The following is a 12,708-nucleotide window of genomic DNA, read 5'->3' as shown; positions in this document are numbered from 1 at the left end:
GGTTGCGGCCAGTGGGGAAAGGGGACGCGATGCGACGGATCGACAGGATCGTTATTCTGACCGGAGCCGGGATATCGGCGGAAAGCGGGCTTGGCACCTTCCGCGATGAAGGTGGGTTATGGGCGCAGCACCGGATCGAAGACGTGGCCACACCCGAGGCCTTCATGCGCGATCCAGCCTTGGTCCATCGGTTCTACAATGCGCGTCGTATCCAAGCCACGGATGCACAACCGAACGCCGCGCATCAGGCACTTGCCAGGCTTCAATCAGATTTCGCCGGGGACATCACCCTTGTCACACAGAACGTGGACGGGCTGCATGAAAAAGCCGGCGCGCAGGCGATCCACATGCATGGCGAACTGTCACGTGCACTCTGCGCCACCTGCGGGCACCGCTGGGATGCACCCGCAGAAATGGAGGTGGGAGAGGCATGCCCAGCTTGCAGCGCCCCATCGGCACGTCCGGACATCGTCTGGTTCGGCGAAATGCCCTATCACATGGACCGCATCATCGACGCACTGCACACCTGCGATCTTTTCGCAGCAATCGGCACCTCGGGACAGGTCTACCCCGCTGCCGGATTCGTCGAAGAGGCCCGGATGGCAGGGGCAGCCACAGTCGAGCTGAACCTGCGCGACAGTGACATGTCCCATGCCTTTGAGGACCACATCACCGGACGGGCCAGCAAGACGGTCCCCACATGGGTGGACCGCCTGCTGAGCTGAAGGATCAGCTGTCCGAGCCGTGCTTCATGGCGCCGGTGCCATGCTGCATGCCACCGTGATCCTGCCGTTCCAGATCGACCGGAACCTCGATCACGACATCGCCAGCCTGTTCAAAGGTGAGGGTGATGGTCACGGTTTCGCCCTGCTCCATCGCATCGTTCAACCCCATGAGCATGACGTGTTTGCCACCGCGTTGCATGGCGATCATGCCCTCAGCAGGAAGCTCGAAGCCCTCTTCGACATGCACCATCCGCATAACGCCGTTCCCATCTTCAAGATGGGTGTGCAGTTCGGTGCGGGCGGCAGCATCGCTGCTCACCGCGATCAAACGATCTGCGGTTTCGCCGGAATTGTGGATCAGCATGAACGCGGCACCGGATTTCGCCATTGGCGACGCCGACCGCGCATACGCGTCCTCGACCGTGATTTCAGCAAAGGCGGGCAGGACAAGGCCAAGGGCGGCAGCCCCGGCAAGAAGTGTTGTCTTCAACATGGCTTGGTTCTTTCGTTTGATATCAGATGTATATGCGACTCAAACGAAATCCGGTGGTCCCCGCGCCTGCGCGCTCATTAAGGGGACGCTGACCGCTGCAACGGCTGTGCGCGAGATCCACATGCTCTGCCACAGGGCAACCGGCTGCAGATCGGGCAAACCAACCGACATTTCGGCAAAAAACGCCATCGCATAGTCAGGACAAATCATGACGCCGCCGGTCGGCTGGCCATTCTCGTCCACGAGAATGTGAATCGGTCCCGTGCCGGTGCAGATCTCCATCGTGCCGACCGCAGGGGATTGCCCGCGCGCCGCTGCGAATTGCACACTTGTTACACCAATCAAAAGCGCAAGTGTCAGAACAGTGATATGTCGGAGCAACACCCTCATGGCGCCTAGATAAGGGCGGCACGCGCACCCACAAGGCGACAAAAGGAAACAGCCCCGCACAGCAAAACCATGCGAGGCTGTTTAAACTTTAAACCGAAAAGGATCAGGCCTGAGCGGCTTGTGCCTTGGCGATCTCTTTCTTGACCTTCAGCGCACTGGACGACAGCTCTGTGTCCTTGGCTTTCGCCAGGAACTTGTCGAGACCACCGCGGTGATCAACGCTGCGCAGCGCATGCGCAGAGATGCGCATCTTGATGCCGCGGCCCAGAGTTTCGGACTGCAGCGTCACGTCGTTCAGGTTCGGCAGGAAACGCCGACGTGTCTTGTTGTTGGCATGGCTGACATTGTTGCCAGTCATCGGGCCTTTACCGGTCAGTTCGCAAACACGCGACATGGGTTCATCCTCGTTTTATCAGAAGCGGAAGAGCGGGCTTCCACCAATATGAAAGGGCGCCGACTGGCAGCGCCCGGAATCTCGTTGGCTGTCCTTAGAGGGATGCGGGTAAGGCGTCAAGTAGGGCCTTGCCGGAAAACCGGGAGTCGACCCGAAGTTCAAGGTTTTTATGTCAAACCGCCGTCCCCGACCCAACGGGTTGGGGGCAGAGCCCCCAAACGGCTTGAATGGCCAAAGGTCATCCAAGCTCAAACCTGTGCGCCAAAGGCGCACATTCTGGTCACGCTACCGGAGAGATTCGCCCTTCAAGCTGGGACAGCACCTCGTCCGCTGCCTGACTCGGCGTCTTGGCCCCATCTTCCACCAACTGCCCCAAGGATCGGACCAGCCCTTTCATCGGCTCCCGTTCCAGCCGGGCCAGCAGCGACTGCTTCAGTTCTGCCTCAAACCAGAACCGCGCCTGTGCCGCGCGGCGGGCGGCGAAATGGCCATTATCGCGCCGCCATTGGGTCAGGTTCTGCATTTCCTCCCACGCGGTGGTCAGACCCGTATCCTCCAGCGCCGACACCGTCATCGCCTTGGGAAAGCCCTGCGGATCCTGAGGGCGTTTGCGCAGAAGGCGCAGCGCCCCGGCATAGTCAGCGCAGGTGCGAGTCGCCGTGGGTTTCAGATCGCCATCGGCCTTATTCACCAGGATGATGTCCGCCATCTCCATGATACCGCGCTTGACACCCTGCAATTCGTCGCCACCGGCCGGGGCCAGCAACAGCAGAAAGAGGTCGGACATTTCCGCGACCACGGTTTCGGACTGTCCCACGCCAACGGTTTCGATCAGCACCACGTCAAAGCCTGCCGCTTCGCACAGGTCAATCGCTTCGCGCGTGCGGCGAGCGACACCGCCCAGATGCGATTGCGACGGCGAAGGGCGAATAAAAGCACTTGGATCGCGCGACAGGCGCTCCATCCGGGTTTTGTCGCCAAGAATAGACCCGCCGGATCGTGCAGAACTTGGATCGACCGCCAAAACCGCCACCTTCAGTCCCTGCCCTGTCAGCATCAGGCCGAAGGTTTCGATGAATGTGGATTTACCCACGCCGGGCGTGCCCGACAAACCGATGCGCAAGGCTTCGCGCTCATGGCCCTTGAGCCTGTCGAACAGCGTCAGAGCATCGGTCCGGTGATCGGCGCGTCCACTTTCCACCAGTGTGATCGCCCGTGCCAGCGCGCGTCGTTCACCGGCAAGGATGCGGGTGGCCAGATCGTCAATGTCCATGCGCGGGGCTCCGTCTTGGTCTGGCGGCACATGTGCCATGGGCCGGGCAACCAAGTAAACCCGTCAGCCCAAGCCCCCGGGTCCGTGTTTGAGGATCACCGGTACGACCAGTTCCTCTTCGTCAATCAGGTGACGGTTGAGCATCGACTGAAAGCTGAGCAGGTCCGCTCGAAAACCGCCCGCCTCCATCTTGCCTTGGATCACCGCATTGGCCCCATCGGCAAAGCGATTGAGCAAGCCGTCCATCGCGTGGTGATCGGCATCCAGCAGCTCAAATCCTTTGTTCAGGATCGGCTCCCGCGTGGCCAACACAGGGAAATAATGGTGGTCCTCGATCTGGTGATGCCCGTGCAGGTTCTGCAGCAGCATAGACCCGTATCGCGATAGTTTTCCGGCGTGGATCTGCGCGTCAATCTTGCGATCCACTGCCTGTTCGGCATCGTCGATGAGGGCGGTCATCAACCGGCGAAACATCAGATGACGGTCCAGCCAGAACGCGACCAGACCCGCGAAATTGTTATGCTCGGGCCATGTCTCGCGCGGGAAATCCTGCAAGAGCACGCGCAGCGCGTCCGGCAAACCGTCGCGGGTGTCGAGTGTCAGAGTATCGTCCATGGCCACCTCCTGTTGTCGGGCAGGAGGTGCAGTGCGCGCGGCGAATGTCAATCAACGCAGAACATGAACCGAGCAATTTGCGTGGCGCACCACATGGGTCGCCGTAGACCCAAGCAGAAGCGTCTGCATGCCGGGCCGGTGCGAGGCAATGACGATCAGATCACTCTCCTGTTCCTCAGCATAGTCGAGGATGGACCGCCCGGAATGGCCGTCGATCACCACAGAATTTGCGCCGATGTCGGATGCAAGGCGCGCCATTTCCGTTTCGATCCCTTTGCGTGTGACGTTCAGGATGTCTGCCGAAATGTAGCTGATAGCGTAGCTTGGCACCGCCTCCACCACATGCAGCAACGTGATCCTGGCCCCGTCAGCCGAGAGCGTCTTGGCGATCTCCAAGACCTGCGATGTGCGGTCGTCCTCATTATCGAGCGCGATGGGTACGAGAATGTTCGAATACATGAACCCCTCCCTTTGTTCAGGATAGGGTCAGGTTAGCGCCACAAAACTGGACATTCTTTGATCCGCATCAGATTTGCGCCGAAGTTTGCAAACCTTACCTTCAGGTTTGCAAAGTCACGACACGTTGGGTTCGCCCTGAAGACCCAACAACTTGCGGAACCCTGTCCAATAGCCCGGAAGGCGTGGCGGTTCCTGCAAATGCGGCAACGCCTCATCCGCCCAGCGGGACATGCGGCGCTGGGTGAAATCGCGGCCCCACGCCAGGTAGGCTTCGGCATCATTGGGTCGCAGGCGGCAGGCCGACCCCACCAGACCCACCAGCGTTTCCGGGGCCGAGTACCATTCGTCCTGAATGCCCGTGACCTTGGTTTGCAGGAACGGCCCGACCCAGCGCATCAGCGCCTTGTCCGAGAACAGGAGCAGCATCTTGCCCATTTCCTCGCGGCTGTAATGGATCAGCGGCGGGAAGGTATCGAAGAACAGCGCACGGCCGTCGAGATAGGCGAAATTGCGGATCGACGGGTGAAAGCCGATGCGGGTGTCGAACTGGTCGGCGTTGTTCCAGAACGTGGCGATCACGTCGCCTGCCGCTTCCATCATCTGGAGCGTTTCATCGGTGCTGGCGATCTGCATCTGTGGGCGCATCATGCTGTCCGAGGGCAGCGCCTCTTGCACGATCACCGGGATGCGATTGCCGTCCATGTTGAGCAGGTGGAATTCGGTTTGCGGCAGGGCGACCCCAGCTGTGTTCAGCGCAGCGACGTAATCGTCGTGACATTGCGCCAGCCGGTCGAGAGCAGCCTGATCGCGCAACCCGCGATACACCTTGATCACCTTGTCCGAGAACGGGCCGGATGCAGGGCGGAACGGTGCGCAGAAATAACCCAACTTCGACACGGTCTGCCCGCGTGCGGCGCTATCGGCACGGATCACGGCTTTCAGGGCGTCGAGGTCGGTCATTGCGCAGGCTCCTTGGTCAGGTGCCCTGCCTTACCCGTTTGACAGCACCTGTGCCACCTCTGAGGTGAGCGCGTCAACTTCGGCCTGTGCCGGTGTCTTGCGGCCTTCGGCAGCACCACGCCCCTGCCCCAAGGCTTCGGCATAGATCACGCGGTTGGCCAGCGTCGCGTCGGCGATCCGTGCCATCAGCTTTTCTGCAGCTTTCGCCACATCGGTGCCAAGCCGGGTGTTCGGCCGTCCCCGGTTGAGGACAATCATCGCTTCCTTGTCCTCGCGCCGGGCGAGATCGAGCACGCCTTCAGTGGCCCAGAGGTCTACATGGCTGACACTGACAGGAACGACCACAAGATCGGCCACGCGCAAGGCGGGGCGCAGATCACTGTCGGCCTTAGGTGGCGTGTCGATGATGACGATGTCATGGTTTTCCAAGAGCTTTCGCACCTCGTAGGTGATGCCCCAAGCCGAAGAGGTGGCGAATTCCAGCGCGTCAACAGGACCAGCTTCGGTTTCCAGCCGTGTCATGAACCAGCGCCCCAAGCTGCCTTGCGGGTCAATGTCCACCAGCGCGACGCGTTTGCCTTGGCGCATGAAGCCGATGGCGAGATTGGCGGAAACGGTGGTCTTGCCAGAGCCGCCTTTTTGTTGCGCAACTGTGATGACGTGGCCGGGCATGGTCTGTTCCTTCGATTCGGGCCGAGGGTACAGGGTTATTGTGCAGGTGCAGCATAAAAATTGCCACAGCCCGTCAGGATACTAGGATCAGTTACATGAAATCACCCATTCGCCCCACCGATGACGATGCGCGTACGCTTGCTCGCAGCCTGATCGAAAGCGCTCGATTCGCTGGGTTGGCCTATACGGATAAGGCGGATGGATTGCCGATGATCAGCCGCGTGGCGCTGGTTGCTGGCCCGGAGGGCATGCCGCTCAGTCTGATGTCGGATCTCAGCCATCACAGCGCTGCGCTGCAGCATAACCCGCTTTGCGCGCTCTTGATCGGTGAGCCGAAGGGCAAGGGAGATCCGTTGACCCATCCGCGCCTGAGCCTTCGCGCGACGGCCCATTTCGTGCGCCATGGAGAGGCCGAGCGCGCAGATTTGGCAATAGCGTTCTTATCGAAGCAGCCGAAAGCCAAGCTTTACATCGGGTTTGCGGATTTCGCGCTGGTGCGGTTTACCCCGTTGGGCGCGCATCTGAACGGCGGCTTCGGCAAGGCGTATGTTCTGACAGCGGACGACCTTGCGGTGGCGATGCGGTGACGCATCGCAGCGTTCCATCGACGGATCGCGTCCTTATGCCGACAGTTCGGGCGCTTGCAGGATCTGCACCCCGGCGATGCGCCACTGCCCGTCTATCATCTCCATCCGGTAGTCGAGATAATGCAGGTTTCCTGCTGTATCCGTGAGAATCACAGTCTGATACAGACCGCCTGCGATGGCCCGTAGATCGCCAAAGGTCACATTTTCGGGGCGCCAGACCATTGGATAGCCCTGCTGGACCATCGCACCAAAATTTTCCGGCGTGCGGAAAATGTTGCGGATGTTCGGGGCGGCAAAGGTGAAGGCGGTGCCGAAATCGTCCTGCAGGAAAGCGTCGATCTGGCCTTGAATGGTGTTTTCGATGCCGGGTTCGGGCGCAAGAACCTCCTGCGCCCAAAGCGTGCCTGTCATCGAAAGGGCAAGGGTCAGTCCGGTGATGAATTTGCGCATGGGGTCACCTTTCGTTTCTGAATGAAAGGTAGCGCATTTCATGCGCCGGGCAAAATGCCCGTCCTAAGAAAGCTCCCCGGACAGCCCCTTCCCGATCAGGGCAACGGATTCATCGACACCGTAGAGAGCAACAAACCCGCCAAAACGCGGACCTTGGGATTGACCCAGCAGCACCTCGTAGAGCGCCTTGAACCAGTCGCGCAGCGGGTCGAACCCATGGTCTTTGCCAACCGCGAACACGATGGTTTGCAGGGTTTCGTCGTCATTCGGGCCATCATGCGCTGCAAGACGGGAGGCGAGATCCTCCATCGCGGCACGCTCTTTTTCATCTGGCGCACGAAAAGTCTTGGTGGGCTTCACGAAGTCTTCGTAATAGCGAACGGCAAACCCTGCCGCCTGATCCAGATCGGGATGGGTTTCCGGCGTTGCATCAGGCGCGTAGCGTTTGATGAAGGCCCACATCGTATCCTTGTCCTCGGCCCCGGCGGCAGAGGCGAGGTTCAGCAACATCGAGAACGGAACAACCATGTGCGACTGGGGTACATCACCGGAATGGATGTGCCAGACGGGGTTGTTGGCCTGCTGGGTCGCGTCCTGCGTCGGGTAAGCGCGCAGTTGCTGGTGGTACTCATCGACCGCCTTTGGGATCACGTCAAAATGCATCCGTTTGGCCGTCTTCGGCTTGAGATACATGAAGTACGACAGCGATTCCGAGCTGGCGTAGGTCAGCCATTCATCAATGGACACGCCATTGCCGGTGGTCTTGGAAATCTTGTGACCGTCTGCATCAAGGAACAGTTCATAGGTGAAATGCTCAGGCTTCTTGCCGCCAAGGATCTCGCAAATGCGGTCATAGATCGGCGTATTGGTGCTGTGATCCTTGCCGTACATCTCAAAATCGACATCGAGCGCCGCCCAGCGCGCGCCGAAATCGGGCTTCCACTGAAGTTTGACGTTGCCGCCCGTGACTGGAAGCGTGATCTCGCGCCCGTCCTCGTCGTCAAAGGTGATCTCGCCACGTGCGGCATCGACGTTCTTCATCGGAACATAGAGCACGCGACCCGTGTCGGGGTGGATCGGCAGGAAGATCGAATAAGTCTCGCGCCGTTCATCGCGCAAAGACTTGAGCATCACTTCCATAACCGCGTCATACCGTTCAGCCGCACGCAGAAGCACCTCGTCGAACTTGCCCGAGCGGTAGAATTCGGTCGACGAAATGAATTCGTATTCGAACCCGAACGTATCCAGAAAACGGTTCAGCATCGCATTGTTATGCGCGCCAAAGCTGTCATGGGTGCCAAACGGGTCCGGCACATCGGTCAGCGGGCGTTGCAAGTGTTCGCGCAGCATCTCGGGATTGGGCACATTGCCCGGCACCTTGCGCATGCCGTCCAGATCGTCGGAAAAGCAGATCAGCTTGGTCGGGATGTCCGAAATCACCTCGAACGCGCGGCGGATCATGGTGGTGCGCGCCACTTCGCCAAAGGTGCCGATATGCGGCAGGCCGGACGGGCCATAGCCCGTCTCGAAGAGAACATAGCCCTTTTCTGGCGGCTTTTTCTCGTAGCGTTTGAGCAGCCGGCGCGCCTCTTCAAAGGGCCAGGCCTTTGAGGTCATTGCAGCTTCGCGCAGATCGGACATTGCTCTGTTACTCCGGATGGTCGCCGCACGGGATTGTGCGTGTGTTCAAAAAGCACTCCCTATTGCGGGGGCGGGGGCGGGTCAATAAGTTGGGTATCAAACACTCACACCAGAAAGCGATACGCCGTGTCAGACATCGACCCCCACCCCCTCAGCCCGCAGGATTGTCTTGTCGCGCTCATGATCGCGGTTTCTGCCTCCGATGAAAGCATACGGACGGCCGAGTTGGTGAAGATCCAGACGGCGGTCAACAACCTGCCGATCTTTGCCGATTATGATGAGGCACGCATTCCAGAAATGTCCGGGCTGGTCTTTGAACTGTTCGAGCAAGAAGACGGGCTGGACGCCTTGTTCGGCCTGATCCGCGATAACCTGCCGGAACGCCTGTTCGAAACCGCCTATGCCTTGGCCTGCGATGTGGCGGCAGCCGACGGCACGCTGCGCGAGGCGGAACTGCGGCTGCTGGAAGAAATCCGCTATGAACTGGCGCTTGATCGCCTGCACGCGGCCGCGATCGAGCGCGGCGCACGGGCGCGTCACCTGAGTGAATGATTAGGCGTCGCGTTTGGGCGGGATCGAATAAGTCAATGTGGCTCGGGCCACTGGACTGGATTGCCCGTCGGAATAAAGCAGCACGTCTGTCACGCTAAGGGCGCGCCCAAGTTTCAGAACTTTGGCGTGCGCTATGACATCAGCACCAGCTACGGGTTTGCGCATGAAATCGATGGAGCAATTGGTGGTGACTGCCAACGCCTCTTTTCCGATGCGCGACATTGTGGCGACATAGGCGGCGACATCGGCAAGGCTGAACATGGCGGGGCCGGACACGGTGCCCCCGGGGCGCAGGTGTTGTTCGCCTGCATGAAGACGCATCACCAACAGGTCTTCATCCAGGTGGTCGATCCCGAAAATGCCTTTGACCTGTGGGAACACCTCGTCCAAGAACGCTTCCATCTCATCTGCCGGAACTTTGAGCGCCATGCTTTCCTCCGCTGCTCTGAACCGATAGAGTTGCGCCAAGTCACTGGGAGGACAAGATGAAAATCCTGGAACGTCGCGACACGGATGCGGTTTGCCATTTACACCTAAATGCACCAGAGCGCCTGAACGCGCTTTCGGACGAAATGCTGGCCGCGCTGCAAGAGCAGATCGACGCGCTGCATGACGACACATCTGTGCGGGTGGTCGTGATCTCGGGCGCTGGCAAGGCGTTCTGCGCCGGGCATGACCTCAAGCAGATGACGGCGGGGCGTCAGGCCGAAGATGGCGGCAAGGCGTATTTCAAGGATTTGTTCGACCGCTGTGCGCGCGTGATGACGGGTGTGCAGCGTCTGCCGCAGCCGGTGATCGCGCAGGTGCATGGGATTGCCACGGCGGCCGGGTGTCAGTTGGTTGCGTCCTGCGACATGGCAATCGCCGCCGAAGGCACGCGGTTCGGGGTCAATGGCGTAAACATCGGACTGTTTTGTTCAACACCGATGGTGGCGCTGTCCCGCAATATCCCTAGAAAGCAAGCATTCGAGATGCTGGTCACAGGCCAGTTCATCGACGCCCACCGTGCCGAAGCGTTGGGATTGGTGAACAAGGTCGTGCCCGCGGATGACTTGGCCGTGTCAACGCAAGACATGGCGCAGCTGGTTGCCAGCAAGCTGGGTGCAGCGGTGAAGATCGGCAAGCACGCGTTCTATGAACAGGTACAGATGGGCCTTGATGACGCCTATGCCTATACCGGACAGGTGATGGTCGAGAACATGCTCTACCGTGACACCGAAGAAGGGATCGCCGCGTTTCTGGAAAAGCGCCCCCCTGACTGGTCACAATAGTCTTGCCCCACAACAGGTTCCACCTTCGGCCCGGCATGCGCGTGGGCCTTCTTGGCGGGTCGTTCGATCCGGCGCATGAAGGACATGTCCATCTCACGCGGGTGGCGCTGCGTCGGTTTGCGTTGGATCGGGTGATCTGGCTGGTCTCGCCGGGAAATCCTCTTAAGGCACGTGGTCCAGCCGCGCTCGACGCGCGCGTGGCACGGGCGCAAGAGATCATGCGCGATCCGCGTGTGATCGTCAGTGATTTCGAAGCTCAGATCGGAACCGCATACACGGCCGAGACCATTAACACACTCAAATCAGCCTACCCCGGTGTGCGGTTTGTCTGGCTGATGGGGGCGGACAATCTGCATCAGTTTCACCGCTGGCAGCGATGGGAAGACATATTCCGGGCGGTTCCCGTCGGGGTACTGGCCCGCCCGGGTTGGCGACAAGCGGGTCTGAATTCCCGCACAGCCCGCAAGTATCAACATATGCGCCTGCCCGGCCGGTCTTCGAAAATGCTGGCGGATCAGCCTGCCCCGGCATGGTGTTTCGTCAATATGCCGATGGTGCAGATCAGTTCGACAGAACTGAGAGCAAAGGGCATTTGGGGGGCCGAGCCCTGAGAGCGATTCAGACAGACATGATGCCACAGCTGAATACCTTGCTCCTCACCAAAGCGTGTTCTTGTCACTTGGCGATGAGTGAGGTTACATCCGCGACATGACACGGGAGGTTTCACGTCGCGCGGTCTTGAGCGGTCTGGCTTCGGCCATGGTCGCCCCGTCCGCATTTGCACAATCCGCATTTGCCCCGGCCACGTCACTGCGCCCCGCGGCGCGGGCCGAGAACATTCTGAAATCGTATCTTCCGCCGTTGAGCGACCTGATCAATCAGGCCGATCTTGCGGGCAAGGTCAGTGTACAGGTGGCGGATGTCAAAACCGGATTGGTGCTCGAATCGCACAATCCCTTGCGCGCCTTACCTCCGGCCAGCGTGGCCAAGGCGATCACCGCGTGTTACGCGCTGGATGTACTGGGTCCGGGGTATCACTTTGAGACCCGTGTTCTGGCAACGGCGCCGGTGACGAATGGCCGGATCAATGGCGACCTAATTCTTGCCGGAGGGGGTGACCCGACGCTGGACACCGACGCGATTGCCGCGATTGCCAGGCGCCTGCGTGAAGAGGCAGGCGTGACCGAAGTCACGGGCCGGTTCCTTGTATGGGGCGGCGCGTTGCCTGCGCTGAACGGGATCGACAGTGAACAGCCGTCTCAGGTGGGGTACAATCCGGGGATCTCCGGACTGAACCTGAATTTCAACCGCGTACATTTTGAATGGCAGCGTGCCGGCAACGGGTACAATGTGACCATGGACGCGCGCTCTGCCACGCTGCGGCCGGAAGTGCGGGCTGCGCGCATGCGCGTCGAAGGCCGGAACCATCCGATCTACACCTACAAGGACGGTGGGGCATTCGATGATTGGACCGTGGCACGCGGGGCCTTGGGGCGCAACGGCGCACGCTGGCTGCCTGTGCGCAAACCTGCCCGGTATGCCGCCGAAGTGTTCCAGATTCTGGCGCGGTCCAACGGCATTGTCCTGAAAACGCCGGAACTGATCGACACGGTGCCTACCGGAACCACGGCTATTGTCGTTCATCAAAGCGCGCCACTGCGCATCATTCTGCGCGACATGCTGAAATTCTCGACCAACATCACAGCGGAATGTGTCGGGCTCACGGCCACTGCCGCGCGCAGTGGAACCGTGGCCTCGCTCAAGGCATCTGCGGACGAGATGAATGCATGGGCCCAAGACAGGCTGGGCATGACATCTGTCGCGCTCGAAGACCATTCAGGCCTGGGCGATGACAGCCGCGTTACCGCGCGTGACATGGTGAAGGCGTTGATCTCTGCAAGAAAAGCAATGGGAATCAAGGCACTGCTCAAAGAGCACCCGCTGAGGGACGAGGACCGTAAGATACTCGAAAACCACCCTGTCAGTGTGCATGCAAAAACAGGAACGTTGAATTTCGTCAGTGGCCTTGGCGGCTTCATCGACCTGCCTGACGGGACCGAACTGGCGTTTGCGACCTTTTCTGCCGACCTACCAACCCGCGATTCCCTCACCCGGGAGCAGCGCGAAAGCCCGCCCGGGGGACGCACCTATGCGGTTGCCGCGCGCAAACTGCAACAAAGGCTGCTGGCACGATGGGGCGTCTTGTATAGCGGATGATCCCGCTGG

Annotated in this window: 17 protein-coding genes; 6 read left to right on the top strand and 11 right to left on the bottom strand. The window is 60.1% G+C overall.

Going from position 1 to position 12,708, the window contains the following annotated elements:
* Positions 1-29 precede the first annotated feature (29 nt).
* Positions 30-725: an NAD-dependent deacylase gene (locus MCRY_RS16120; RefSeq protein WP_171046195.1), complete on the top strand. Its 696-nt coding sequence runs from the start codon at positions 30-32 to the stop codon at positions 723-725.
* Between the two features lie 4 nt (positions 726-729).
* Here the strand turns inward: MCRY_RS16120 and MCRY_RS16115 are convergent, their stop codons facing one another.
* The 8 genes from MCRY_RS16115 to parA form a co-directional block, all read right to left on the bottom strand.
* Positions 730-1,218 (bottom strand): copper chaperone PCu(A)C, encoded by a 489-nt coding sequence (locus MCRY_RS16115; protein WP_085631761.1) that lies wholly within the window; start codon positions 1,216-1,218, stop codon positions 730-732.
* A gap of 39 nt (positions 1,219-1,257) precedes the next feature.
* Positions 1,258-1,602, bottom strand: coding sequence for a hypothetical protein (locus tag MCRY_RS16110; protein ID WP_138488209.1), 345 nt, complete (start codon positions 1,600-1,602; stop codon positions 1,258-1,260).
* Between the two features lie 109 nt (positions 1,603-1,711).
* Positions 1,712-2,002 carry a 50S ribosomal protein L28 gene (gene rpmB, locus MCRY_RS16105; RefSeq protein ID WP_085631757.1) on the bottom strand — a complete coding sequence of 97 codons (291 nt, stop codon included), beginning with the start codon at positions 2,000-2,002 and terminating at the stop codon, positions 1,712-1,714.
* Between the two features lie 280 nt (positions 2,003-2,282).
* Positions 2,283-3,275 (bottom strand): methylmalonyl Co-A mutase-associated GTPase MeaB, encoded by a 993-nt coding sequence (gene meaB, locus MCRY_RS16100; RefSeq protein ID WP_085631755.1) that lies wholly within the window; start codon positions 3,273-3,275, stop codon positions 2,283-2,285.
* A 63-nt stretch (positions 3,276-3,338) separates the two neighbouring features.
* Positions 3,339-3,890 carry a hemerythrin domain-containing protein gene (locus tag MCRY_RS16095; protein ID WP_085631753.1) on the bottom strand — a complete coding sequence of 184 codons (552 nt, stop codon included), beginning with the start codon at positions 3,888-3,890 and terminating at the stop codon, positions 3,339-3,341.
* Positions 3,891-3,941: 51 nt separating this feature from the next.
* Entirely contained in the window at positions 3,942-4,349 is a 408-nt protein-coding gene (locus MCRY_RS16090) for a universal stress protein (protein WP_085631751.1), read from the bottom strand.
* 114 nt (positions 4,350-4,463) lie between these two features.
* A complete protein-coding gene (locus tag MCRY_RS16085; protein ID WP_085631749.1) occupies positions 4,464-5,309 on the bottom strand; it encodes a DUF6206 family protein in 846 nt (281 codons plus the stop codon).
* Between the two features lie 30 nt (positions 5,310-5,339).
* The gene (gene parA / locus MCRY_RS16080; RefSeq protein WP_085631747.1) at positions 5,340-5,981 is read right to left on the bottom strand and encodes a ParA family partition ATPase; all 642 of its coding nucleotides are present in this window, start codon (positions 5,979-5,981) and stop codon (positions 5,340-5,342) included.
* Between the two features lie 95 nt (positions 5,982-6,076).
* Here parA and MCRY_RS16075 point away from each other — a divergent pair, with 95 nt between their 5' ends.
* Positions 6,077-6,568, top strand: a complete 492-nt coding sequence (locus MCRY_RS16075; protein ID WP_085631745.1) for a HugZ family pyridoxamine 5'-phosphate oxidase — start codon at positions 6,077-6,079, stop codon at positions 6,566-6,568.
* 33 nt (positions 6,569-6,601) lie between these two features.
* Here the strand turns inward: MCRY_RS16075 and MCRY_RS16070 are convergent, their stop codons facing one another.
* Positions 6,602-7,018: a DUF4864 domain-containing protein gene (locus MCRY_RS16070; RefSeq protein ID WP_085631743.1), complete on the bottom strand. Its 417-nt coding sequence runs from the start codon at positions 7,016-7,018 to the stop codon at positions 6,602-6,604.
* Positions 7,019-7,081: 63 nt separating this feature from the next.
* Entirely contained in the window at positions 7,082-8,659 is a 1,578-nt protein-coding gene (locus MCRY_RS16065) for a lysine--tRNA ligase (protein WP_085631741.1), read from the bottom strand.
* 180 nt (positions 8,660-8,839) lie between these two features.
* Here MCRY_RS16065 and MCRY_RS16060 point away from each other — a divergent pair, with 180 nt between their 5' ends.
* Positions 8,840-9,211 (top strand): tellurite resistance TerB family protein, encoded by a 372-nt coding sequence (locus MCRY_RS16060; RefSeq protein ID WP_085631739.1) that lies wholly within the window; start codon positions 8,840-8,842, stop codon positions 9,209-9,211.
* On the opposite strand, the gene MCRY_RS16055 is transcribed toward MCRY_RS16060, so the two are convergent.
* On the bottom strand, positions 9,212-9,640 hold the full coding sequence (locus MCRY_RS16055; protein ID WP_085631737.1) for a PaaI family thioesterase: 429 nt from the start codon (positions 9,638-9,640) through the stop codon (positions 9,212-9,214). It lies immediately after the preceding gene.
* Positions 9,641-9,696: 56 nt separating this feature from the next.
* Between MCRY_RS16055 and MCRY_RS16050 the strand changes: the two genes are divergently transcribed.
* The 3 genes from MCRY_RS16050 (at position 9,697) to dacB (ending at position 12,699) form a co-directional block, all read left to right on the top strand.
* Positions 9,697-10,482, top strand: a complete 786-nt coding sequence (locus tag MCRY_RS16050; protein WP_085631735.1) for an enoyl-CoA hydratase — start codon at positions 9,697-9,699, stop codon at positions 10,480-10,482.
* A 35-nt stretch (positions 10,483-10,517) separates the two neighbouring features.
* The gene (locus MCRY_RS16045; RefSeq protein WP_138488211.1) at positions 10,518-11,093 is read left to right on the top strand and encodes a nicotinate-nucleotide adenylyltransferase; all 576 of its coding nucleotides are present in this window, start codon (positions 10,518-10,520) and stop codon (positions 11,091-11,093) included.
* 97 nt (positions 11,094-11,190) lie between these two features.
* The gene (dacB, locus tag MCRY_RS16040; RefSeq protein ID WP_085631731.1) at positions 11,191-12,699 is read left to right on the top strand and encodes a D-alanyl-D-alanine carboxypeptidase/D-alanyl-D-alanine endopeptidase; all 1,509 of its coding nucleotides are present in this window, start codon (positions 11,191-11,193) and stop codon (positions 12,697-12,699) included.
* Positions 12,700-12,708: the final 9 nt, after the last annotated feature.

It is taken from the genome of Marivita cryptomonadis (genome assembly GCF_002115725.1).
GTDB lineage: Bacteria > Pseudomonadota > Alphaproteobacteria > Rhodobacterales > Rhodobacteraceae > Marivita > Marivita cryptomonadis.
Note: the sequence above shows the minus strand (reverse complement) of the source record. Positions and strands in the feature narration are given on the sequence as shown.